Origin of the sequence: Dyadobacter luteus (assembly GCF_003383615.1) — a bacterium.
In the GTDB taxonomy this organism is placed as follows: domain Bacteria; phylum Bacteroidota; class Bacteroidia; order Cytophagales; family Spirosomataceae; genus Dyadobacter; species Dyadobacter luteus.
The window spans coordinates 158,763-182,886 of the sequence record NZ_QNUL01000010.1; the positions used below are offsets into that span (position 1 = coordinate 158,763).

20 protein-coding genes are annotated in these 24,124 nt (G+C 43.1%); 14 read left to right on the forward strand and 6 right to left on the reverse strand.

Annotated features, from left to right (window positions below):
• Positions 1–112 precede the first annotated feature (112 nt).
• Entirely contained in the window at positions 113–1,012 is a 900-nt protein-coding gene (locus tag DSL64_RS14360; protein WP_115831598.1) for a sterol desaturase family protein, read from the reverse strand.
• Positions 1,013–1,172: 160 nt separating this feature from the next.
• Here DSL64_RS14360 and DSL64_RS14365 point away from each other — a divergent pair, with 160 nt between their 5' ends.
• The 3 genes from DSL64_RS14365 (at position 1,173) to DSL64_RS14375 (ending at position 2,995) form a co-directional block, all read left to right on the forward strand.
• Positions 1,173–2,231: an agmatine deiminase family protein gene (locus DSL64_RS14365; RefSeq protein WP_115831599.1), complete on the forward strand. Its 1,059-nt coding sequence runs from the start codon at positions 1,173–1,175 to the stop codon at positions 2,229–2,231.
• A gap of 193 nt (positions 2,232–2,424) precedes the next feature.
• Positions 2,425–2,664 carry a hypothetical protein gene (locus tag DSL64_RS14370; RefSeq protein WP_115831600.1) on the forward strand — a complete coding sequence of 80 codons (240 nt, stop codon included), beginning with the start codon at positions 2,425–2,427 and terminating at the stop codon, positions 2,662–2,664.
• Positions 2,645–2,995 (forward strand): type II toxin-antitoxin system RelE/ParE family toxin, encoded by a 351-nt coding sequence (locus DSL64_RS14375; protein ID WP_115831601.1) that lies wholly within the window; start codon positions 2,645–2,647, stop codon positions 2,993–2,995. Before DSL64_RS14370 ends, DSL64_RS14375 begins: the two co-directional genes overlap by 20 nt.
• A 29-nt stretch (positions 2,996–3,024) precedes the next feature.
• Here DSL64_RS14375 and DSL64_RS14380 read toward each other — a convergent pair whose 3' ends face one another.
• Positions 3,025–3,831: a glycoside hydrolase family 25 protein gene (locus DSL64_RS14380; protein WP_115831602.1), complete on the reverse strand. Its 807-nt coding sequence runs from the start codon at positions 3,829–3,831 to the stop codon at positions 3,025–3,027.
• A 90-nt stretch (positions 3,832–3,921) separates the two neighbouring features.
• Here DSL64_RS14380 and DSL64_RS14385 point away from each other — a divergent pair, with 90 nt between their 5' ends.
• The 6 genes from DSL64_RS14385 to DSL64_RS14410 all read left to right on the forward strand — a co-directional run bounded on the left by DSL64_RS14385 (position 3,922) and on the right by DSL64_RS14410 (position 12,743).
• The gene (locus DSL64_RS14385) at positions 3,922–4,878 is read left to right on the forward strand and encodes an isopenicillin N synthase family dioxygenase (protein WP_115831634.1); all 957 of its coding nucleotides are present in this window, start codon (positions 3,922–3,924) and stop codon (positions 4,876–4,878) included.
• Positions 4,879–4,888: 10 nt separating this feature from the next.
• Entirely contained in the window at positions 4,889–6,076 is a 1,188-nt protein-coding gene (gene chrA / locus DSL64_RS14390) for a chromate efflux transporter (protein WP_199539398.1), read from the forward strand.
• Positions 6,077–6,165: 89 nt separating this feature from the next.
• Positions 6,166–9,129 (forward strand): serine hydrolase domain-containing protein, encoded by a 2,964-nt coding sequence (locus tag DSL64_RS14395; RefSeq protein ID WP_115831603.1) that lies wholly within the window; start codon positions 6,166–6,168, stop codon positions 9,127–9,129.
• 91 nt (positions 9,130–9,220) lie between these two features.
• Positions 9,221–10,159 (forward strand): M20/M25/M40 family metallo-hydrolase, encoded by a 939-nt coding sequence (locus tag DSL64_RS14400; protein ID WP_115831604.1) that lies wholly within the window; start codon positions 9,221–9,223, stop codon positions 10,157–10,159.
• A 126-nt stretch (positions 10,160–10,285) separates the two neighbouring features.
• The gene (gene treA / locus DSL64_RS14405) at positions 10,286–11,836 is read left to right on the forward strand and encodes an alpha,alpha-trehalase TreA (protein WP_115831605.1); all 1,551 of its coding nucleotides are present in this window, start codon (positions 10,286–10,288) and stop codon (positions 11,834–11,836) included.
• A gap of 121 nt (positions 11,837–11,957) precedes the next feature.
• Entirely contained in the window at positions 11,958–12,743 is a 786-nt protein-coding gene (locus DSL64_RS14410) for a PhzF family protein (protein WP_115831606.1), read from the forward strand.
• Positions 12,744–12,776: 33 nt separating this feature from the next.
• Here DSL64_RS14410 and DSL64_RS14415 read toward each other — a convergent pair whose 3' ends face one another.
• Positions 12,777–13,658 carry a DMT family transporter gene (locus DSL64_RS14415; RefSeq protein WP_115831636.1) on the reverse strand — a complete coding sequence of 294 codons (882 nt, stop codon included), beginning with the start codon at positions 13,656–13,658 and terminating at the stop codon, positions 12,777–12,779.
• A 73-nt stretch (positions 13,659–13,731) separates the two neighbouring features.
• Between DSL64_RS14415 and DSL64_RS14420 the strand changes: the two genes are divergently transcribed.
• Complete coding sequence (locus DSL64_RS14420) at positions 13,732–15,129, forward strand: OmpA family protein (RefSeq protein ID WP_115831607.1); 1,398 nt, start codon at positions 13,732–13,734, stop codon at positions 15,127–15,129.
• A 676-nt stretch (positions 15,130–15,805) separates the two neighbouring features.
• On the opposite strand, the gene pth is transcribed toward DSL64_RS14420, so the two are convergent.
• Positions 15,806–16,366 carry an aminoacyl-tRNA hydrolase gene (gene pth / locus DSL64_RS14425; protein WP_115831608.1) on the reverse strand — a complete coding sequence of 187 codons (561 nt, stop codon included), beginning with the start codon at positions 16,364–16,366 and terminating at the stop codon, positions 15,806–15,808.
• 148 nt (positions 16,367–16,514) lie between these two features.
• Between pth and pyrR the strand changes: the two genes are divergently transcribed.
• The gene (pyrR, locus tag DSL64_RS14430; RefSeq protein ID WP_115831609.1) at positions 16,515–17,057 is read left to right on the forward strand and encodes a bifunctional pyr operon transcriptional regulator/uracil phosphoribosyltransferase PyrR; all 543 of its coding nucleotides are present in this window, start codon (positions 16,515–16,517) and stop codon (positions 17,055–17,057) included.
• Positions 17,058–17,103: 46 nt separating this feature from the next.
• Here the strand turns inward: pyrR and DSL64_RS14435 are convergent, their stop codons facing one another.
• Entirely contained in the window at positions 17,104–18,657 is a 1,554-nt protein-coding gene (locus tag DSL64_RS14435; protein WP_229217090.1) for a hypothetical protein, read from the reverse strand.
• Positions 18,658–18,914: 257 nt separating this feature from the next.
• Between DSL64_RS14435 and argS the strand changes: the two genes are divergently transcribed.
• From argS to DSL64_RS14450, 3 genes are all read left to right on the forward strand, one after another.
• Positions 18,915–20,693, forward strand: coding sequence for an arginine--tRNA ligase (argS, locus tag DSL64_RS14440; RefSeq protein ID WP_115831610.1), 1,779 nt, complete (start codon positions 18,915–18,917; stop codon positions 20,691–20,693).
• A 73-nt stretch (positions 20,694–20,766) separates the two neighbouring features.
• Entirely contained in the window at positions 20,767–21,321 is a 555-nt protein-coding gene (locus DSL64_RS14445; RefSeq protein ID WP_229217091.1) for a glutathione peroxidase, read from the forward strand.
• A gap of 97 nt (positions 21,322–21,418) precedes the next feature.
• Entirely contained in the window at positions 21,419–22,312 is an 894-nt protein-coding gene (locus DSL64_RS14450) for a 1,4-dihydroxy-2-naphthoate polyprenyltransferase (RefSeq protein WP_115831612.1), read from the forward strand.
• 2 nt (positions 22,313–22,314) lie between these two features.
• Here DSL64_RS14450 and DSL64_RS14455 read toward each other — a convergent pair whose 3' ends face one another.
• Positions 22,315–24,099: an SGNH/GDSL hydrolase family protein gene (locus tag DSL64_RS14455; RefSeq protein ID WP_115831613.1), complete on the reverse strand. Its 1,785-nt coding sequence runs from the start codon at positions 24,097–24,099 to the stop codon at positions 22,315–22,317.
• Positions 24,100–24,124 lie beyond the last annotated feature (25 nt).

Consider the following 24,124-nt stretch of genomic DNA (forward strand, 5'->3'; position numbering starts at 1 on the left):
TGTATCACTGCAAGTCAGTATGAATTGCCATTGAAGTACTTTTTTGAATTCAGAAGAGGACTTCTGGTGTCCAGAACATAAGTCTGATTTTACTCAACGCAATCTGTATTTTTTACTCAACGTAATCTTTAACCTGCTCAGAAGTTCTCATTTCTTCACGAAGCTGCTCCGTCGTTTTTCGTGATCCATCATGACTCCATCCGGGAGGACCAAAAACATATCCAAAGCGTGTTTTCCAATCAGGCGCTTTGGATATATCATTTACAATGGATTTCCACTCATGAAAGGCTATTGAGAAAATATTGTAAGTGGCCAGATTTTGCGTTAATCCATATTTAGGTCGCTCCTCTTCAGCTTGAAAAGTTCCAAACATCCGATCCCAGATGATCAGCATACCTGCGTGATTTTTATCCAGATACTTTATATCTGATCCATGGTGCACTCTGTGGTGCGAAGGCGTATTGAAAATAAACTCAAAAAAACGCGGCATCTTGTTTATCGCCTCCGTATGAATCCAGAACTGATACAACAAACTGACAGCTTGCATAAAAACGATATCAATCGGATGAAAACCTACAAGAGGCATCCAAAGATAAAATAGAAATGATCCGGTAATATTTCCGGTCCATGTCTGACGCAAAGCGGTTCCCAGATTATAGAATTCCGATGAGTGATGCACAACATGGGATGCCCAGAAATAGCGGACCTGATGACTCGTGCGATGAAACCAGTAATAACTGAAATCATCAGCGAAAAAGATCAGTACCCAGTACCACCAGACATTTCTTGAAGGCTCAAAAATGCGAAACTGATATACCAAAGCCAATGCCCCGAACACTACTGCCTTTGATATAAAGCCTGTAATTACATTTCCAATGCCCATCGACAGGCTGCTGGTGGTATCCTTTACCTTAAAGTGGTTGTCGTGTTCCTGTTGATGACGGAAATATAATATCTCCGCTATCAAAGAAAATACGAATACAGGAATCGCATACAGGATTATATCTTTCATTGACGAAGCGCTTAAAACATAACAAATTAGCGATTTTAAGTAACTAATCATATACTCCGTTTTATGTTTCAGATATTAAATTGATTGAACGGTTTTTATTCGGTGGCGGTTTACGAACTTTGTACAGTAATAATTCAATCATCTGCAAGCCTTATTCACCGTGTCAGAAAGCAATTTTTTCAGTACCCCAAAAGATTCAGGATTCACTTTCCCTGCCGAATGGTATCCCCACCGTGCCACCTGGCTCACGTTTCCACACAACGAAGCTTCCTGGCAGGGAGACAGGCTGGCGAAAATGCGGCCTCAATATCTGAACTTTATTAAAGCGATCAGTGAGGGAGAGAATGTGGGGATTATTGCCAACGACGAGCAGCTGAAAAGCTTCATCATTGCCGAGCTGGAAAAGATTAATGTAGATCTGAACAAAATAGAATTCATTATTAAACCAACCAACGATGCCTGGTGCCGCGATCACGGTCCTGCTTTTCTGATCAATCCTGAAACGAAGGAAAAAATGATTGTGGACTGGGGACACAATGCGTGGGGAGGGAAATATCCGCCTTACGACGATGATAACAGAACACCTCGTGCGGTCGCTCAATACCTTGGTCTACCGGTGGTAAGTCCTGGTATCATTATGGAAGGTGGCTCTGTAGACTTCAATGGTGCCGGTACGTTACTTACCAGTAAATCCTGTCTGTTAAACAAAAATCGTAATCCGCATTTAAGCCAGGCGGTAATCGAAGAATTCCTGTATAGCTTTTATGGCGTAGAGCAGGTTTTGTGGGTAGAAGACGGAATCGTTGGCGACGATACCGATGGCCATATTGATGACACAACGCGATTTGTAAATGAAGATACGATCGTGGCTTGTGTAGAAAGCGACAGAAACGACGAGAATTATGATGTACTGAACACCAACCTGAACATGTTGAAAGACATGCGTTTACCCAATGGAAAGCAATTGAATATCATCGAACTACCAATGCCCAAAGCGGTAGTGATTGATGGCTTCAGAACCCCGGGATCGTATGCTAACTTCCTGATTTGCAACGCAGGTGTGATCGTACCGGTTTTCAATAATCCGAATGACACTGTTGCCATTGATTTATTAGGACAGGCGTTTCCGGGAAGGAAAATTATCCCGCTTGAAGCTACAGAGATTATCTGGGGACAGGGAAGCTTTCACTGTTTGAGCCAGCAGGAGCCTTTGGTTTAAGTGGTGTTTGAGATTTTGATTTACAGATCAATGTCTTGTAACTGTCAATGTCAGGCTTGTCGAAGCATTTTTAAGGACTCTTCGACAAGCCTCAGGGTGACAGTCCTACCCTATAGCTCGGTTACCTTTGCCACGGCTTTCCTTTTGAGATAATCCTTAATTGACTATATTTAAGTTAAATCCATAAATTAAAATGAACTTACAATATATTGCTGATCATAAAGGAGACGTCACCGGAGTGTTTATTCCTATTCAGGAATGGGAGGCGCTGAGAAAACAGCTGGATCTTTCTAAAATAGACAGGACGGAAATATCAAAACATTTACATAAGCAGGAACTACTCGAATCATTTGAGCAGATGAGATCCATTCGGGCAAAAAAAATTCAAAAACCCAGCTTGAACGATTTTCTGGATGAACTCGAAGAACTTTGATATTATTCCTATTTTGCCTTTTCAAAGGCAGGCTAAACGACTTGTAAAGAAATTCCCTTCTTTGAAAAAAGAGTTACTCGGCTTGATTGAGAGTCTCAAAGAAAATCCAACACAGGGAACACCGCTTGGAAACAACTGCTTTAAAATTCGGCTGGCAATTGGAAGTAAAAAGAAAGGTAAATCGGGCCGTGCAAGAATTATTACATGCGTTTTTATTGCTGAAAATGAATTATATCTTCTATCAATTTACGATAAATCTGAACGGTCAAACTTAAACGATAGAGAGCTTAAAGAACTTCTTGATTGGCTTCATGACAATACGGAAGATTAGCATTTAAGAATCTGGTTTCAAGATCCCTTTCACTCCCCTATCAACCGATCCCATTCCTCAGGATCGTGGAGAAACACATTATAATCCACAAAGCCCTTGATTCCATCCGCCCAGCCCTTTTCGCTGTGTTGCCAGAAAAGTACGTGTGCATCGGTAGCTAAGTCTTTCAGATCTGTACGGGAATAGCCTGCCAGCCAAAGTGGATAATCGTCGAAGTTCCCGGCTATGTATTTTTTATAGAAGTGCTCATTGACATAAATAATCGGGCGCACACCATAATGCTTTTCAATCAGCACCAGCCAGTTACGTACACCTTTAACGATAATATCATTGGGTTTTCGCGCATCCACTTCAAGATCCAGTACAGGCGGAAGGTCACCCGGCTCTAACCGGACCTGTCCTATAAAATTAGCAACTTGCCTGTCCGACATGACTCTCGGATTATAAAAGTGATAGGCCCCCCTCCTCATCCCGATTCTTTTGGCTTCACCCCAGTTACGCTGAAATTGTTTGTCGAGATGGGTAGCCCCTTCCGTCGCCTTTATGTAAACAAAATCAATCCCTACCTGATCTGTCCTGGAATTTTTAAGTTTGTCCCAGTTGATCTTTGCATTATGATGCGAGACATCAATACCATGTACAGCATAGCGCAATGGCAGTTTAATCCCGAACTTACTGATAAACTCCCACTGATTTTCGTCGGTGCTATCTTTCCACCAAAACAGTGCAGCAAAAAGGACTACAATACCACCAATAATTGCCCACCCCTTGGCAGGCAATGGCTTTAAATATGTAGATTTAGATGTTTTTGAAGCCTGTCTTTTCCTTTTTGCCATACGAACGCAAAAATACGAAAAGATGATTCTTCCTATCTATTTAGTTGCATGAACAACGTATTGTTTTATACTTTGCATAAAAATCAAACTATGGAACCTGCATTATTAAACGAAGTACCATCACTGGATCTGTCGGACTTCACTTCCGGAAATACGGAGCAAAAAGACAAATTTGTTGCTGACCTTGGGGCAGCCTTCACCAATATTGGCTTTGTAGCCATTAAAAATCACGGATTAAGTGACGCATTACGTCTCAGCTTATACGAGAGTGTACAGCACTTTTTCTCACTTCCCGACGATCAAAAGAAACAGTATGAACATCCTGAGCTATTCGGTCAGAGAGGTTATATAGGTAAAGGAAAGGAAACTGCAAAAGGCTTCAAGGTAGCTGATTTGAAAGAATTTTACCATGTAGGTCAGCCGGATCCCGTAGGAGAAATGCCCGGCAACGTTTTTCCCGAGGAGCTACCTGAATTCAAAGAATATACCCTGGAAGTTTATAAGACATTCGAAAACGCAGGAAAAACCTTACTCAGAGCTATTGCCATTTATCTGGAGCTACCTGAGACTTATTTTGAAGACAAGGTCAAAAATGGTGATAGTATTCTGCGTGCGTTGCACTACTTTCCTATTCCGAATCCTGAACTGGTACCTGAAGGTGCCGTACGAGCAGCAGCTCACGGGGATATAAACCTGATCACGCTCCTGATGGGCGCAAGTGCCGAAGGATTGGAAGTATTACGCAGAGATGGACAATGGATTGCCATTACAGCATTGCCGGATCAGATTGTAGTAAACGTAGGTGATATGCTCGACCGCCTTACTAACCACAAACTAAAATCAACCATTCACAGAGTTGTGAACCCGCCACGTGAGAAGATGGGCACTTCGCGTTATTCCATCCCATTTTTTATGCATCCGAGGGCAGATATGAACCTTACCTCTTTGGAAAGTTGCATATCGACTGAGAATCCTAAATTATATGTGGACATGACCGCCGGAGAATTCCTTGATGAGAGACTTCGTGAATTGGGATTAAAGAAATAAGGCTATACCCGTGACGCATCCTATCCGGCGTTTTCGCTATATCATCTACCTGCTGGACATCCTGCTGCTGTCGTGTACAGCATTCGGAGGTCCACAGGTTCATTTAATGATGATGATTGAACGGCTCGTCCGAAAACGAGGATATATAACGGAAGAAGAATTACTTGAACTACAGGCACTTTGTCAGGTGCTACCTGGTCCCAGTTCTACACAAACTGTTACTGCCATCAGTTTGAAAATCGGTGGACAACCGCTGGCTTATCTGTCACTTCTGGTTTGGTCGCTACCTGCCATGATACTGATGACCCTGGCGGCCATTGGCATACACTATCTGGAAGCGAATGAAATATCACTTTCCTTTACCCGTTTTGTGGGACCGATGGCTGTTGCTTTCCTCATGTACGGTGCTTATTCTATTGCCAGAAAGGTGATTCATGATGCGCAGTCGTGGACGCTTCTCCTGGTTTCGATTATTCTCGCCTATCTCTATCCTTCTCCGTATACAACCCCCATTCTGATTATTTCGGGTGGTATTGCAGCATCCCTCAACTTCAAAAAGCATGAGAAAATGGAAAGAGCTCCGATCCGGATTACCTGGCGTCCGCTTATTTTCTGGATATCGGTACTTATCGCCGCTGCCCTGGTAGGTAAAATTACTAATTCATTACCTGTCAGACTTTTCGAAAACTTTTACAGGAACGGAAGTCTGGTTTTTGGAGGCGGACAAGTATTAATACCCATTCTCTATAATGAGTTTGTAGAGTTCAAAAGCTATCTTACCAATCAGGAATTTCTTTCCGGAATGGCACTCACGCAGGTAGTTCCGGGACCTGTTTTCTCCATTGCCACTTATGTCGGAAGTATGTCTATGCAACCCGACGGCATTTCAGGACAGATCATCGGTGGTTTTGTTGCTACAGCAGGCATATTTCTGCCGGGAACATTCTTCATTTTCTTCGCCTATCCTTTCTGGGATCAGTTAAAACGTTATCGGGGAATACGTGCATCTCTTCAGGGCATACATGCTGCCAGTTGCGGACTTACCATCGCCGCGGCCATGTCTATGTTCGGCCCTATGGCACAGAGTACGCAGCCTGTACTCACGGTAATTGCCACTTTGCTGATCATGGCTTTTACCAAAATACCTTCCTGGTTAATCATCATTGCCGGTTTAGTGCTCGGTATTTTCATTCCATAACCCACACCCAGCATTTACTTTACAGTTACGTTGGATTAGTGCCGGGGTTTTCCAAACTTTGAAAAATGGTTCTTTTCTTATCCTTTCCCATGAAAAAAAATCTTCTGTTTCTTTTTCTCTGCACACTTATTTCGATTCAACATCTAAAAGCCCAGATCAATGCAGCTCCGGCTTTGCTGAATGAGCAAAAGCGATGGGTTGACTCCGTTTTTACAAGCCTGGCACCCGACGAACGCATTGCCCAATTGATTATGGTTGCAGCGGTTTCTGATGTAAAGAGAGCCGTGATAGACCCCAAAACAAGTAACCCAGCCTATGTAGAAAAGCTGATTCGCGAAAATAAAGTCGGCGGCGTTGTATTCTTCCAGGGAGGCCCTGTTCCGCAGGCCCGGCTTACCAATCATTTTCAATCTGTGTCCAAAGTTCCCTTGCTGGTTGCAATGGACGCCGAATTTGGATTAGCCATGCGCATTGACAGTACCGTTCGGTATCCTTACCAGATGACGCTTGGGGCAATTCAGGGACACAACAATCTTATTTATGACATGGGAGCTCAGCTGGCCAAACAGGCACGCCGGCTGGGTGTTCATATCAACTTCGCTCCTGTTGCAGATGTGAATAATAACCCGAACAACCCCGTTATCAGCTTCAGATCTTTTGGAGAGAACAAGTACAAAGTAGCAGACAAAGCCATTGCGTACATGCGCGGAATGCAGGAAAACGGGTTGCTTACAAGTGCAAAACACTTCCCGGGGCATGGAGATACGGGTACGGATTCACATTTTGACCTGCCATTGATTGCACATGATGTCAACAGGCTCGACTCTCTTGAACTTTATCCGTTCAGAGCGTTAATCAGTAATGGATTGAGCGGCATGATGGTGGCGCATTTGAGCATTCCGGCTCTCGACAAAACACCTAACCTCCCCTCTACCCTTTCCAAACCAATTGTTACTGATCTGTTAAAAGAAAAGTTAGGCTTCAGTGGATTGATCTACTCCGATGCCATGAACATGAAAGGAGTGACTAAATTTTTCCCCAATGGCAAGGCAGATGCTATGGGACTGGAAGCCGGAATGGACGTACTGGAATTTACTGAGGATATTAATAAGACAATTACCGAAATTAAAAAAAGCATCGCTGAAGGCCGTATCTCACAGGCGGAAATTGACAGACGCTGCCGGAAGGTACTCGAAGCAAAAGCATGGGTCGGGCTGAACCACTACCAACCTGTTGATCTTCAAAATCTGTACGAAGACCTGAATCCAAAAGCAGCGGAACTTACCAATCGCCTTCTGACCGAAAAAGCACTGACTGTTTTGAAGAACGATAACGATTTACTTCCTCTGAGAAATCTGGATTCATTGAAGATCGCTTCTGTATCCATCGGCGCTGATGCAATCACCACTTTTCAGCAGACACTTTCTCTGTACACCACGGTTGATCATTTTACAATCCCTGCAAAACCTACAGAAACTCAGCTAACTGAACTAAAAACAAAGCTAAGTGCATATAATCTGCTTCTGATCGGTGTGCATTTGGGTAGCATTTCTCCCAAAACCAGTTACGGGCTCACCGAACCGATGAACAACCTGTTGTACGATCTGACAACAACTAAACGGTCGGTTGTCTCTGTTTTTGGAAATCCTTATGCCCTGAATAAAATCAAGAATCCTGAAGCGGCCAAATCCCTGGTGATGGCTTATCAGCTTACTCCCTATACACAAGATCTGACCGCACAACTGATTTTCGGAGCAATACCAGCTGAAGGTAAACTGCCTGTTACTGTTAATAATGTATTTTTCTACAATGCCGGTATCAAAACTCCTTCTATAGGTCGACTCAAATACACGATCCCGGAAGAAATAGGTATTGATTCGCGCCTGATCACAACTCGTATTGACTCCATTGCAAATCTTGCTATTGATAAAAAAGCAACTCCGGGCTGTGTGGTACAACTAGCCAAAGACGGAAAGGTATTTTTCAGAAAAGCTTATGGGAAACATACCTATGAAAGTCCGCAGACTGTAAAACTGACAGATCTTTATGACCTGGCATCTGTTACAAAAATTACAGCCTCAACGCTGGCACTGATGAGTTTGTGGGATCAGAAAAAATTTGATCTGGATGCGACCATGAAGGATTATCTTCCTGATTTCAAAAAGTCGAATAAAGCCGATTTGCCATGGCGCAAGGTTTTAACTCATAGCGCCGGCCTGAAGGCATTTATCGTACTTTGGAAAGAAGCTCAAAAAGATGACGGATCCTGGAAAAAGAAAACCTTCAGCACCACACGTTCCGATAAATATCCGACGTCGGTAGTCGGTGACAGCTTGTTCATTTACAAGGATTATGATAAAACCATTTTCAAATCCATTCGTGATTCACCTTTGAACGCCAAGGAAGGCTATGTATACAGCGACCTGTCTTTCATTCTGTATCCTCAGATTGTGAAAAGTTTATCAGGAGAGGACTTTGAAACTTACCTCAAAAACCATTATTACCACAAACTTGGAGCGAATACACTGACCTTTAACCCAAAACGCTTTTTCAAACCGGAAGATATCGTTCCCACTGAGCGTGATACGTTTTTCCGTATGACACAATTACATGGGCAGGTACACGATGAGGCCGCAGCTATGTTGGGCGGATTGAGTGGGCATGCGGGTCTGTTTGGTGACGCAAATGATGTGATGAAGGTGTGGCAAATGTACCTGCAACGCGGTTATTACGGAGGTCAGCAGCTACTGAGCAAAGATGCACTCATCGAATTTACCCGCTATCAATATCCGGAAATTGAGAATCGCAGAGGAATTGGATTTGATAAACCTACATTTAAATACACAGGCAACGCACCGCGCTATGCCAGCCCATCAAGCTTCGGGCACACAGGTTATACGGGTATTATGACCTGGGCGGATCCTGCCTGGAATCTTAATTACGTATTCCTATCCAACAGGGTTTACCCAACACGGAACAACAACAAAATCTCAGAGCTCAATATCCGGACGGCGATCATGGATGTGGTGTATGAAGCACTGATAAAGAAGTAAAAATATTCAATACGGGTATGCTGAAGTCGCATGGCAGGCTTAGTTTACTCGTATTGAACCAACCATTTATATACTATTTTCAAACGTTTGAATGAAGCTTTTTCTTATCTCATTGGCTTTTGCCATCCCATCAATTTGCATTTCTCAATCCATTCAACCCTCTCCCTCCAACATCGTCAAACACATCAGCTACCTCGCATCCGACAAGATGAAAGGGCGGGGAACCGGCAGTAGGGAAAATGAAAAGGCTGCAAAATATGTGGCGAAGCAGTTCAAAAAGTACAATTTAACTCCTAAAGGAACGGAAGGTTACTATCAGCCTTTTATCGCAAAAGTGCGGCGTGTAGTGGTTCCGGACAGTCTGAGGGAAACAAGAAATGTGATCGGTTTTTTGGATAACGGCGCTCCGTATACCGTTGTCATCGGTGCTCACTTTGATCACCTGGGCATGGGCAGACAGGGTAGTTCAAAAGATAAAAACCCGGAAGGACAAATCCATAACGGGGCTGATGACAACGCTTCAGGTGTGGCCGGACTACTCGAACTCGCAAGGTACTTTTCTCAAAACGATGTCAAAGAGACTTGCAACTTTCTGTTTATTGCATTTGGCGCTGAAGAACTCGGTCTTCTTGGATCTAAGCATTTTGTAAACAATCCCACGATACCACTAGGCAGCATTAATTTTATGTCAAATATGGATATGATTGGCAGATACAATGCAGAACGGGGCGTGGGTATCGGGGGCTACGGAACAGCTTCTGAATGGCCGGAGATTTTTAAAACTATAAAAAGTGATATAAAATTTGGTACAGATAGAGCTGGCAGCGGCGGGTCGGACCACGGATCGTTTTATGCAAAACAGATTCCTGTATTATTTTTTCATACCGGCGGACACGATGACTACCACATGCCTACCGACGATACAGAGAAAATAGATGCAGTTGCAGAAGCCGGCATTTTGGGTATTGAAATTCAGCTGATTGAAAGTGCATTAAAACTTACCAAATTAACTTTTACAGAAGTGAAATAGCACTTTTGGCATGAAATTATAAGTATACGGTGAGCCGGTAGTTATTACAGCTACCGGGCAACATTGTCAATCGCTCTGCGTTATTGACCTTTCAATTTATTGTAAGAACCCTTTAAAAACAGCATAGTGTACGGATTTATCGCACCGGCCTTTACTTATGGTCAATCTTACATATCACCGGAAGATTTATATGGAAACCTTTTCCGGGATGTCCAGAATGCTCACATATTCACGGATTCAAAAACCTTTGCAGATTGTATTCCGCTGGAAGATCCTGTCTGGATTATAGAGCAATATTACCAGCAAAAAAATAGCCCCGACTTCGACCTTAAAGAATTTGTACACGATCATTTCCGCCCCGCTGCGGAGATCAAGTCCGAGTTCGAGCCCGTTAAAGGCGATACAGCGGAAATACATATCCAAAGTTTATGGAATGTACTCACACGGCAGCCAGAAAGCCAGGAACGCGGAGGGTCACTGATCCCCCTGCCCTATGCTTACGTAGTGCCCGGTGGACGCTTCAGAGAAATATACTATTGGGATAGCTACTTTACAATGCTGGGTCTCAAGGAGGCGAAGCGAGGGGATCTCATCGAAAGTATGATCAATAATTTTTCTTATCTGATCGACACTTTGGGATATATTCCCACTGCAAATCGTACGTATTATCTGAGCCGCTCGCAGCCACCATTCTTTTCTCTGATGGTCAATCTGTTTAGTGAAATGGAGGGAAAGAAAGTGTTGAAGCGCTATCTGAACCAGCTTCAGAAGGAATATGATTACTGGATGGATGGAAGTGACAACCTCACTGAACCATTCACGGCTTATCGTCGCGTAGTTAACCTGCCATCAGGTGCCAGGCTCAACCGTTACTGGGATGACAAGGCCACGCCACGTCCTGAGTCGTACGGAGAAGATGTAGAGCTCGCCGAGGAAGCTGAAGAAAAATTCCGGACTTCCAAAGAAGAAATCTACAGACATATACGTGCTGCAGCTGAATCAGGCTGGGATTTTAGCAGCAGGTGGTTCAAAGATGAAACGGATTTTGCTTCCATTCATACGACGGACATACTACCGGTAGACCTGAACTGCCTGATGTACAATCTGGAGAAAACTCTTGCAGAAGCCTACTTCCTGAACGATCAATTCGACCTTCATTATAAGTACGTGCAGCTGGCCAAAGATCGTTGCGAGGCCATCCAGACCTATTTCTGGGACGGACTGCGCAACTATTATATGGATTATGATTTCAAGAGAAAAAAATTCACGAGTGCCATTACACTGGCCGGAACATTTCCTCTTTTTTTCAAACTGGCAAACAAAACTCAGTCACATTATATCAGGGCTTATATACGGCTGAATTTCCTGAAATCCGGCGGGCTGCTTACCACACTTGTGAAGTCCGGACAGCAATGGGATGCGCCTAATGGATGGGCTCCTTTACAATGGATAACCTACCGTGGTCTTCGAAATTATAATTTTCACAGAACTGCAAATGAACTCAGCGCAGAATGGCTGACGTTAATAGAGAAGGAGTTTAAGCATTCCGGCAAGCTATTGGAAAAATATAACGTATCTGATACCAATCTGATTGCCGGTGGAGGGGAATATGAGATTCAGGAAGGATTTGGCTGGACCAATGGCGTTTACCTTAGAATGAAGAACCGAAAACGCTAGTCGGATCTGATTTTTTTATCTATTTCTAATAAGAATCTTAAAATTTCCAATGTGCGACTTCGTTGAATAGGAAATATTTTTAATACCTTGGTACACACGTACCACCATCTGTAGCTACTTTATGAAATTACCGATCTATCACGTCGACGCTTTTACAGATAAACTTTTTTGTGGAAATCCGGCGGCTGTTGTTCCTTTGAACGAATGGCTTTCTGATGAAACCATGCTTCATATAGCAGCAGAGAATAATCTGGCAGAAACAGCTTTCTATGTAAAAAATGAAGCAGGATTTGATTTGCGCTGGTTTACTCCTACTATAGAAGTGGATCTTTGCGGTCATGCAACGCTGGCAGCTGCCTATGTGATTTTCAATATACAAAAAGAGGAAAGACAGCAGATTAGCTTCTTTACCAGAAGTGGTGAATTGACTGTTACCCTTGAATATGGCTGGCTGACACTGAATTTCCCGATTGACCAATATCAGATTGCAGTCCCACCTCCTGCCTTGGTTGAAAGTATCAATAATAATTTGGCTGAGGTATATAAAGGTAAAACAGATTATCTGGTGGTTCTCGATTCAGAAGAAGATGTTAAAAACCTGGACTTTGACATTATCGTTCTTTCAACCATTCCTGCCCGTGGGATTATTGTAACAGCTGCGGGTGAAGATGTTGATTTTGTTTCCCGCTTTTTCGCACCACAATCCGGAATCGACGAAGATCCGGTAACAGGCTCGGCTCATACGACACTAATTCCCTATTGGGCCGAGAAACTTTCCAAAAATATACTGACAGCCAAACAGCTTTCGAAGCGTGGAGGATACCTGAAATGCGAACTTGCAGGGGATCGCGTGAACATTACAGGGCAAGCCAGATTGTATCTGCAGGGAGAAATCGAAGTTGATTGACCTCATGGACCGGAGCAGCAGATTTTTGATGTTTCAACTGTTGCTCCGATTCAGTTTCTCACGCTGACCGGCATATAGTCCTCCTACCACAAGCAAAGTTCCGATCACGGTATAAATTGTAATTGGTTCGTCCATGAGCCACCAGGCAAATATAAATCCGAACAGAGGGCAGAGGAAAAGCCATAATGAAGCCTTCAATGTATCCACCCGTAACAGGTGAAACCAACAAATTAACCCCACAACTGATACCGCCAGACTCAACCACAATACCGATCCCCAAAACTGCATATCCCAGCTGGTAGCAGAAAAATCGGCCAGGAAGACTGTAGCAGGAAGAAGAAAAACGCCTCCCAAAAACACCTGCCACCCATTAATGAGCAGATTAGGTAATTCCCATTTTATGCTCGCGTAATAAACACTTGCTGCAGAGACTGCAACCATACTGATCAATAGCAGAATGATTCCCAGAGGAGTGGTATGGCTGTTTTCCAACAACGGATATGTAGCGATGCCAATTCCCGCCATTCCAAGGGCGATACCAAGCCATTCGTCCCATCCGGGAACACGTTTAAGCCACCATGCCGACAACAACACGATGATCAGCGGATTGGTCGATACCGCAAGGCTGCCAATTCCCGCAGCAGTATATTTCATCGCGTACACGTAGAGGCCGAGATAAAGCGTTGTATTGAGAAAGCCGAATAATGCAAGCTGAAAAAACTCCCTTCGGGAAGGCAAGCGATAATTTTCTCCTTTGTTAAAAGCATAGGAAAAGCCCAGCAGCAAAATTCCGGCAATAAAAAAACGAACATTAGCCAATATCAGCGGAGTTGCCGACTGAACACCAAACTTAGTAGCAACTGAAGCCGAAGCCCACAGAATGGAAAAAACAACACCTATACCGATATTTCTCACAAGTAAAACTGATTTTGCCTCAAAAATAAACGTTGCTTTTCGGCTTGCACTTACAGTTTTCATATTTTTGAAAATGAATTACAAAATAAATGCAGCATGGCTATGTTTCCTGCTGTTACTGCTTTCCGGAGCGCCTGCTGTTTCGCAGAGTCAATGGACTTACGATTTCAATAATGGGTTGACTCCAATCGAAAGTGGCGGCACTAAACTAAAGGTACTCGGGCAGCCTGGCAAATATGTAAAAGAACCCATTCCGGGCACTGAAGGCCTATTTCGAACTACTTACCGATTTGAGACAAATAGCGGACTACAGTTTGACAATACCGAAGCAAAGGGATTTTTAAGCAAATCCTTCACTGTAGAATTGTATTTCAAAATGGATTCTCTCAGCAGCTGGAAACGTGTGCTGGACTTCAAAAACAGAAAAAGTGATTATGGATGCTATATCTATGACGGGAAACTGAATTTTTACGATTTTGCGATCAGTGAAAAGGCGCCTGTTCGCCGCAATCAGTATCTGCATTATGTATATTCCAGAGACTTTGAGACGAAGAAAATTAAGATGTACATCAACGGTATTGAAAAACTGGAATTCAAAGACCCGGGTACCGAAGGCATGTTAGATCAGGATCAGCTGCTGAATCTTTTTCAGGATGATCTGGTGGCTAACCATGAAGCCAGCTCAGGATCTGTCGCCCTGATCAGGGTATATGACAGAGTAATGACACCTGTATTTATCCGGCGCAGCTACCAATCCCTCATGAAAACAAAACCGCCGGTTGAGCCGGTGGCTGAAAAGGAGAAGGATCCGGAACCAATACAAGAGCCCGCTAAAGAAGAACCGAAAGTAAATTCAAATCTGGTAACAGTTACCGGTAAAGTATACAACAGCCAAAACCTGAAACCTATTAACGATGCCAATGTTTCAGTACGAAAGGCGAAGGACGAAACCGTTGTTGCCAATACAAAAACTACGGATGGCACCTATCAGGTGCAGCTACCGCCTTATGAAACTTATCATATCTCCGTTGAAGCCATAGGATTTGACAGCAAGAGTATGTCGGTGAAAACCGGTGGTAAATCTCAGGAAGTGAAATCGCTCTTTAACTTATCGGCAGAATCGTACGAACAGCCCGTTATAACCATGTTTTTCGGACAAAGCAGCGAAGTGCTTCCGGACGACGCCAAAGCGAAACTGGATGCAATGGTAGATTATTTCAACAAACGTCCCGATTTGAAAATTGTATTGAAAGGTCATACCGACAACATTGGAAATTTTGATAAAAATGTAGATTTGTCCCGCCAGCGCGTTGAGTCGGTTAAGACTTATCTGGCAGGTAAGGGAATCCCTTCTGATCGTATTGATGGTGCTGGTTACGGATCCGCCCGCCCGAGCTACATGAACAAATCAGAATCACAAAAACAACTGAATCGTCGTGTGGAGGTTTGGGCTGAGCCCATAAAAAGATAAAGCCACCTCAAATGAGATGGCTTTATACTGACTATTCCTAAACCCTTAACCTTTTCTTTTCTTTACTATCTTCATCAGACCCTCCTTTCAGACAACCTGTATATATCTTCTTATATTAAGCAAAACAAACTTTGTTTCAACAGTTACTTTTTTGAAATATTCCTATTAAGCAACCAGCTTTCAGTAACTACTTTCTTTCTCTCAGATAATTTGAACAGAATTTCAAAAAATTATTCCAGTTGCGACTTCTGACGTCGATTATTGACTAAAAGTAACTAACAATTTAACAATAAAGTTCGATTTATTCTCAAAAGGGGTAGGCCACACATCCATATACGAGCTCTATTCCTTTTCAGATCATCACTCTATTAGAAAACATCATATTCCTTTTTCTACTGGTTCTGATCTGCCTTTTAACCAAAATTTGCCGGTCATGTTTTTATTCAATTCCGTGCTCATTAAAAGGTGATACAAAGATCAATATAAATTTTATAATTACAAATACGCATAATTTACACTAACAGAACAATATTTGGAACATTATACATATACACCTCAAATTAAACCAATTAAATAAAGTGAAAGTGTAATTATTAAATACAAAATTTGTAACAAATATGATTTTACAAAATTTATTAAAATCTTGAAATAATTATAAATTCATTAAATAATACAATCATTGATTATAATTATTCATTGTCGCCTGTACCCCCAAAGTACAATAAGAAATTACCATTTCACCAGCCTTGTCTAAAATTAAGGGTAAATCTGACATTTCTTCTTTTGAAAACGGTTTCAGAACATAATCTACCTGTCTGCCCCGTGGAAAATTATTCCCGATTCCGATTCGCAGGCGCGCGTAATTCTGGTTGCCCAAAACCTCTTCAATGTTTCGCAAGCCATTCTGTCCGCCGTGGCTCCCTTTCGGCTTTAAGCGGAGCGTTCCGAAGTCAAGCTGCAACTCGTCCACTACCACTAAAAGATTTTCAGGCGCTATCTTGTAGTAGTCCATATAGTAGCGGATTGCCTTGCCACTCAGGTTCATGAAGGTAGTTGGTTTGATAAAATAGAATTGACGCCCTTTGTGCTTCCATTCTGCCACAAAAGCCAGTTTTTCAAAGGAGAACGTAAACCCGTGATTTGCCGCAAGCCTGTCGAGCACCATAAAACCGGCATTGTGACGTGTAAGAGCGTATTCAGGGCCAATATTGCCCAGACCTGCAATAAGATATTTCATTTAATATAAGCTAGTTCGTCGTATTTTAAGATACAAAATAAGCCAATAGATAAACTCATTCCGAAATAAATTAACAAATCTAATCGTCAGAAAAGTTTTTGATTTGATAAATGTGACGTTAATTTAGGCTCAAATTCAGGCAAATTGTATGACGCCACAAAAAAGACTAATACTGAGCAGCCCCCTGCTCGAAATTATGACCAGCCGGTTATGCCAGCAACTTATTGAGAATCATCAGGATTTCTCAAACACTGTTGTTATGGGATTGCAGCCGCGTGGAATCTACTTTGCAGAGCGTGTCATTGCAGAACTCCGGAAAGTAACCGGAGCTGATATTCAGATCGGCCATCTGGATGCCACTTTTTATCGTGACGACTTTCGCCGCCGTGATACCCCCCTACTTCCGAATAAGACCAATGTCCCTTTCATTATTGAGGGAAAACGTGTGATATTGATTGATGACGTATTGGCCAGCGGAAGAATGGTTCGCGCTGCACTTGATGCAATGACTGCTTTCGGAAGACCTAAAACTGTAGAACTTCTCGTTTTGATTGACCGTGGCTACAACCGGGAATTACCCATCGAACCCGATTACGTGGGCATGAAAGTGAGCACACTTGAAAGCCAGCGCGTACTCGTTGAATGGAAAGAGCAGGGATTTGCAGCTGATCATATCTGGATGGTCGATTAAAAATCCTCCATCCAAATCAACAAATCCCGGAGATCATGCCTGAATGTTATTTCGGGCGCTCATCTTCTCCCGGATTCAGATCTTTGCCGATATCTTCCGTTTTATAGTTTAATTTATTTACATAGAACACCTCTTTTCCAAGAGAAGCTGACGAAGCACCCAGTCGTTGCATACCGTAGGCAATAAAATACTGACCATACCAGGGAAGTAAGTAACTGTCATCATCATTCAGCACTTTCATACCTTCCCTTTTCGTATCAATCTTGAACTTTTCGCTTTCCACAACTACTTTATTCCGGCTGATTACTTCTGTGTGTATTTCTCCTTCCTGCGGATAGGCAAGCACAAAATAGTCGTCCACCTTTGTCACCTGCACCATTTCCTGCAAGTCAAAGCTTGTCAGGTCTTTGATAGGTATACAGTTATCCCATTTAAACTTGCCGTTCTTATCAAACGCACACACAATGGCATGTGTGTAGCGGTATCCTTCAATAGAACGGGCTGCATACGGCCTGCTCAAACCGCTGGATACGATCGGGCTGTAAGTTGATTTTTGATTGGGATAATACACCTCTGCGACCAGTACAATTTCATCCTCACTCTGTATGAGTTCATGAACCAGCAGTCGATACCGGAAACGGTTTTCCTTACCCATACTTTTCCGCTTGCCTATGCGCTCTTTCATCTTCTCCCGGCGCTTAGGCTTCATGTAATTAAAGAAATTCTGCAATTCCGAAAATTCAATAAACTGCGGTTTCTCGGGTTCATTATGACTTACGTGCGTCACGTACAATCCCTGCGAATAAGGTGTACACCCTACTGAATAATTTCCGATCAGATAACTGTCATCAGGGTTCAGAGGAACAATCTGCCCGGAAATGAAGCTGTATTTTTCGTCACTAAGTGAAGTCTTCTTCAGTAGCTTACCTTCATAATTGTATGTTTTGATCTCAAAAACACAGTTTTTCTTCCTGTAGGCGTACGTAATCACATTAATGTAACCTTCCTGTTCATTGATATCTACATTGTTGAGCTCTGTATTTTTTTCATATAGTCCCGGCAATACTCTTGTGGTGTGATCGAAGAACGAATGCACCAACACAACCGGGCGCGAACGATAATAGCCCGACACCAACGCTTTACTCCCTAATACCTTAAATTGCTGCACATCCACGCCCGCCAGCAGGTTTCCCTTGTGTATATCAATGGTACCGTCGCCGAAATTCAATTGCAGAAAAAGAAAATGATCCGTATCCGGCTCAGCAAAAAGCCAGTAACCAAAGTGCTCGGCTTTATACGCCATCACGGGAATATATCGAAAATCTACCTTATAGGCATTCGTCCAGACGGCCGTCATGGTGGTATCGTACCGGACAAATTGCCATTGCTCACTTCTGTGCGAGAACGGATCTCCCCTGATTACAGACAAGAGCCCTTCTTCCCCAAGACTGATCACTTCAAACTGTTCGTTGGAAAAAGAGGCTGCCGGAATTTCGAGTCGGTCACTTTGCTGCAACTGGCCGTAGGCAGTGCGTAGAGATAGTATCCCGCTGAGGAGAAAGGTTACAAGAAAAATATGAACCGTAAAATATCTGTTCATTTTACAATAGTCGTTTAACGTACGGTGAACGCATATCAGCAGAAAAATGAATCATCCGGAGCAATTCCGCTTCCTGATACTGTTATGTTTCACAACTTATTTAGCAGGGGTGCAAGTCAGTTCAATATTTACCCTAATTTTGCATCAAAAAGGATAAGATTCATATCAAACCCACTAATATTTTTATTCAAATAAAAAATTAGAGAAATCTACCCTAAATTTCCAAAGACACTGAATTTCAATTTAAAATATTTTTCATGACGATTGAAGCAATTCTAAAAGAAGACATAAAAAAAGCAATCCTGAAAAACTTCGAGGTGGTTGCAGATGACATCATTTTACAACCTACCAAAAAGGAATTTGAAGGATTTTACACGTTTGTAACATTTTCTTTAAGTAAAGCTGCCCGTCGTGCTCCCGCCGAAATCGGACAAATTATTGGCGCTGATTTACAGGAAAACTCCTCTGTAGTCTCACATTTCAATGTTGTACAGGGATTCCTTAACCTCAGCTTGTCTGACGTCACCTGGCGCAACCTGTTCAGCGATATTGAATCGGCTCCGGTATTTGGCACGTTTCCGTCAAACGGGCAATCTGTGATGGTGGAATTTTCTTCACCGAATACCAATAAGCCATTGCACCTTGGGCACTTGCGTAACAATTTCCTCGGGGACTCACTGTCACGCATATTAAAAGCAAGTGGCTATGATGTGATCAAGACTTGTCTGGTTAATGACCGCGGTATACATATTTGTAAGTCGATGCTAGCTTACCGCGAGTTAGGGAATGGTGAAACACCTGAATCGTCAGGATTGAAAGGGGATCACCTGGCAGGGAAATACTATGTTCAGTTTGATAAGGAATACAAAGCGCAGATTAAACAGCTTGTAGCAGAAGGATTGACTGAGGAAGTGGCTGGGAAAAAAGCGCCGTGGATGCTTGAAGCTCAACGTCTGTTGGTTCTGTGGGAAAACGGCGACAAAGAGACTGTTGACCTTTGGAACAAAATGAACGGCTGGGTATATGACGGTTTCCGCCAGACCTACGATAAAATCGGTGTTTCTTTCGATAAAACTTATTACGAATCCAATACGTATCTGCTCGGTAAGGACATTATCGAAGAAGGATTACAAAATGGTGTTTTCTTCAAAAAAGAAGATAACTCTGTATGGATTGACCTGAAAGAAGAAGGATTGGACGAGAAGCTGGTGCTTCGTAGTGATGGAACTTCGGTTTACATTACGCAGGATTTGGGTACGACTGAACTCAAAAACAGCGATTTCCACAACAACCGTTACCTATGGGTTGTTGGAAATGAGCAGGATTATCATTTCAAGGTGTTATTCGCGATTCTGAAGCGCCTGGGACGTACCTACGCCGAAGGTTGCTACCATATCAGCTACGGGATGGTGGATTTGCCGTCAGGAAAGATGAAATCCCGTGAAGGTACTGTTGTAGATGCAGATGAACTGGTATCACAGATGATTCAGACTGCCGCCACCAGAACACAGGAACTAGGTAAAATTGATGATTTCCAGAGTGAAGAAGCAGTTCGTCTTTATGACCAACTGGCACTTGGAGCTTTGAAATATTTCCTGCTTAAAGTGGATCCGAAGAAACGGATGCTGTTCAACCCTGAGGAATCAATAGACTTCCAGGGCCATACAGGACCTTTTATTCAGTATACCTATGCTCGTATCCGTTCGATCATCAGAAAAGCAGAACAGGCGGAGCTGGCTGGCAGCATACCTTCGGAAACTTACGAGATGCATGCTGCGGAACGTGAGTTGATTTTTGCTCTTTCGCAATATCCGAACCGCGTAGCAGCTGCGGCCAATGAGTTTGCTCCGTCGGTCATTTCCCTGTATGCATTCGAGCTCGCGAAGACGTACAACCAGTTTTACGCTGAGGTTTCAATCTTCTCTGATCCGAATCCTGAAGCTGTTAAGTTCAGAATTGCGCTGTCAAAAGTAGTTTCGGAAACGATTCACCACGCTTTGGAGTTATTGGGAATAGAAGTGCCGGAAAGAATGTAGTGAATCCTAAAATGTATTTCACGCTTAACTTAATATTGTAATTATTATGGACTTTTTAAAGACGCTATTTATCATGATTACATCATTGATTACCGGCATTTTTGCGGACAAGAGCGAAATCGCTCACAGACCTGCAGATGCTGTTGCTAAACAAACGCTTTATGATTTCAAAGTTAAATCGCTTGTTGGCGACAAAACGGTAGATCTGAGCCAGTACAAAGGAAAAAAGGTAGTGATACTGAATGTTGCTTCTAAATGCGGATACACCAAGCAGTATGCCGACTGGGAAAAATTCAATAAAGAACATGGTGACAAGGTTGTTGTACTTGGTTTTCCTTCTAACAATTTTGGGGGACAGGAACCTGGTACGAGTGAAGAAATCGCTACGTTTTGCTCAGCTACCTACGGCGTAACTTTCCCGATGTTCGAAAAAGTGGAAGTAAAAGGTGAAAACAAGGCTCCTCTTTACAAATGGTTGAGCTCAAAAGATTTGAACGGATGGAATGACAAAGAACCAACCTGGAACTTTTGCAAATATGTAATTAACGAAAAAGGTGAACTGACCGACTTTTTCGCTTCAAAGATTCTTCCTACTGATGCTGAATTCCTGAAAGCAGTTGGTATCTGAGTGAAGCATCCTGATATGTATTAAAATGAAACCCACAGCGCTGATCTTTAGTAGAAAGCTGTGGGTTTTTAGGTAATTAAGTTTTGATAGAATAAGAATGAAATCCTGGATTGAGGCTGCCCGCCCCCGTACACTCCCCCTTTCACTTTCCTGTATTCTGATGGGAAGTTTTCTTGCTTCCTCTACCGGTACTTTTAGCTGGACAGTAGCTCTGCTCAGTGTTCTGACCACTATATTTCTGCAGGTGCTTTCTAACTTTGCCAATGACTATGGTGATGCCGTAAACGGCAAGGATACCGAGCTGCGGGAAGGCCCCAAACGCGCTGTACATTCAGGTGAGATTCCAGCTTCTGCTATGCTAAAGGCAATCATTCTTTTCTCAGTATTATCGTTGGCTTCGGGCCTGTCGTTGCTGGCGATTGCTCTTAAAAATGCACCTGCCAATACCTTCTGGATATTTCTGGGTATCGGTATCGCATGTATCATTGCGGCAATTACCTACACGGCAGGAAAACGTCCTTATGGCTATGTCGGACTGGGTGATTTATCAGTGTTAATTTTCTTCGGATGGGTGGGCGTAATTGGTAGCAGCTACCTGCATACGCTTGTATGGGACTGGAATTTACTACTACCCGCCAGCAGCTGCGGACTTTTCGCAGTAGGCGTTTTGAATATCAATAATATCAGAGATATAGAGTCGGACAGGGCAACGGGAAAAAATTCAATTCCTGTAAGACTGGGCCGATCAAAAGCCGTAGTCTACCACTGGTTTATCCTGATCACTGGTATGCTCTGTATCACCATTTATGCCATCCAGCATTTCTCTGCCTACACTGGTTTGCTGTTTTTGCTCAGTTTCCCGTTATTTATAAAAAATGGATTAGCCGTTACAAGGCTGACCAAAGCCAGCGAACTCGATCCTTATCTGAAGCAGATGGCGTTGTCAACATTACTGTTTGTTATTCTTTTTGGTATCGGTTCTGTCCTCTGATATTATTTCACAAAGGGTTTGATTGCTGCTCCTAATAACTGGTAGCCTTTGTCATTCGGGTGAAGGCCGTCGGATAAAAGACTTTCATTTATTTTTCCATCGGCCATCAAGAATACTTTCCCCGGATTCATGTAGCGGACATTCTGATCTCCGCATAAACGTGCAAGCTTGCTATTGAGGTTTGATACACGATCTTCCTGATTCCTTCTTGGATAAATTCCCAGCATCCAAAGCTCAGCCGTTGGTTGCCGCTGTTTAATAGCTTGTATCAGTTGCTCCCAGCCAGCCACGATTTCCTCATCTGTATTATACTGAAGGTTATTGGTACCGATATTCACAAACAGCTGATTAGCGACATATCCGTCCAGCTCACCGTGATGTACCCTCCATAACACATTCTCAATGCGATCCCAACCGTAACCAGCATTAGTCACTTTACTTTTACCAAAAGTATTGAGCAATGATATGTCGGATACTGCCCTGGGACCTTTCGGCGTACCGCCCCAGAAATGGGTGATCGAATTTCCCATCAAAACTATTTTTGGAGGGTTCGTTCTGTTGAGCGACAGAATCTCACCGTGCCTGATTTCCCAATCATAATTGTTCAACTCCCGAAGCTGTGTTCTTGGAATAGTAGTAACCAGATTCCCCGAGAATTCATTTAATATAGATCGCAGGTGTTTTTCATATCCTTTTGCATACAGCATCATTCCAAGGTCCGTCGGATGTGTACCATCCACCATAGTTTCAATCCCTTGTTCAAACGCATCGCTGGGAATCATGTACAGATCCTGAATTCCCTCCGCTTTCAGCTGCGCGAAAGTTTCAATTAATACCCGATTGGCATCTTCGCAATATTTAAGTCGGGTTGGATTAATATTCCCATCCGTACAACCAGGATGCCCTGCCAACGCAACAGGCGTAGCCGGGTGCTTCTTTTTAAGCAAATAAACTGCGTTCCTGATCCTGGTGCTCACCTCTTCCGCAGTCATGTTATAAGTGGCCTCTGTACGAATAGTCAGATTGGGCAGGCAATCCAGGATATATACTGCTGCATCTACTTCTGCCACCAGATCCATTACTTCCTTTTCCAGTTTCCCATTACCGGAAAAACCCAGATTGATCAACTGCCTATCCATATTCCTGCTGAGTATTGAGGTCCACGCCATCCCCGGGCGTGATGCGCAGGCACCCTGCATGATCGACGTCCCGTAAGCAACAATTGGTTTGTCGGGGCGTACAGGTAATGCGGTGAATTCAGCATTTTGTTCTACTCCTATTTCCAGCCATTTTACACTGTTATATAAGGGCAAATACAATCTGTATTCCCGACCATGTTTGTGGTACTGATCGTTGGGATTCAGATTTTGAAAATCATAGGAAATGGTATCCTTGAAGGCATATTTACCGGCACACCACAACTTATCCCCGTCGCTGGAAACAGCATACAGGTCAACTCCGCTGACACCCGTTGCCGGCATGTGAGGTAAAGCATGGGCTCCGTTTACCTGATACCGGACTTTTATACGTGATGAATTAGAACGGAACCGAATCATCAAACCCGCCGATTGTCGCGACAGATTCCACACTTCTTTTCTGACATCCTTCTCGGCTCTCGCCGGTAGCCGGTCATAGGGATTCTTTATTTCTTTCGGCCAGGCTTGCCCTTCCAAAACAGTAAATGCAGCAGACTGCGGGTTCCACCATCTGGTCGAATCAGTTTGAGAAAATGAGTAGCTGCTTTTTATCAGCAGCAAGAAGCAGATAAACAGAATTCTGAAAGGCATAAAAAAGGCACCATTGTATTGCTAC

Coding starts and splice junctions, on each gene's coding strand:
- DSL64_RS14395 (WP_115831603.1), top strand. CDS start 6,166: ATGAAAAAAAATCTTCTGTTTCTTTTTCTCTGCACACTTATTTCGATT.
- pyrR (WP_115831609.1), top strand. CDS start 16,515: ATGACGCCACAAAAAAGACTAATACTGAGCAGCCCCCTGCTCGAAATT.
- DSL64_RS14455 (WP_115831613.1), bottom strand. CDS start 24,099: ATGCCTTTCAGAATTCTGTTTATCTGCTTCTTGCTGCTGATAAAAAGC.
- DSL64_RS14375 (WP_115831601.1), top strand. CDS start 2,645: ATGAACTCGAAGAACTTTGATATTATTCCTATTTTGCCTTTTCAAAGG.
- DSL64_RS14420 (WP_115831607.1), top strand. CDS start 13,732: ATGAATTACAAAATAAATGCAGCATGGCTATGTTTCCTGCTGTTACTG.
- DSL64_RS14410 (WP_115831606.1), top strand. CDS start 11,958: ATGAAATTACCGATCTATCACGTCGACGCTTTTACAGATAAACTTTTT.
- argS (WP_115831610.1), top strand. CDS start 18,915: ATGACGATTGAAGCAATTCTAAAAGAAGACATAAAAAAAGCAATCCTG.
- DSL64_RS14370 (WP_115831600.1), top strand. CDS start 2,425: ATGAACTTACAATATATTGCTGATCATAAAGGAGACGTCACCGGAGTG.
- pth (WP_115831608.1), bottom strand. CDS start 16,366: ATGAAATATCTTATTGCAGGTCTGGGCAATATTGGCCCTGAATACGCT.
- DSL64_RS14380 (WP_115831602.1), bottom strand. CDS start 3,831: ATGGCAAAAAGGAAAAGACAGGCTTCAAAAACATCTAAATCTACATAT.
- DSL64_RS14385 (WP_115831634.1), top strand. CDS start 3,922: ATGGAACCTGCATTATTAAACGAAGTACCATCACTGGATCTGTCGGAC.
- DSL64_RS14435 (WP_229217090.1), bottom strand. CDS start 18,657: ATGAACAGATATTTTACGGTTCATATTTTTCTTGTAACCTTTCTCCTC.
- DSL64_RS14450 (WP_115831612.1), top strand. CDS start 21,419: ATGAAATCCTGGATTGAGGCTGCCCGCCCCCGTACACTCCCCCTTTCA.
- DSL64_RS14400 (WP_115831604.1), top strand. CDS start 9,221: ATGAAGCTTTTTCTTATCTCATTGGCTTTTGCCATCCCATCAATTTGC.
- DSL64_RS14360 (WP_115831598.1), bottom strand. CDS start 1,012: ATGAAAGATATAATCCTGTATGCGATTCCTGTATTCGTATTTTCTTTG.
- DSL64_RS14445 (WP_229217091.1), top strand. CDS start 20,767: ATGATTACATCATTGATTACCGGCATTTTTGCGGACAAGAGCGAAATC.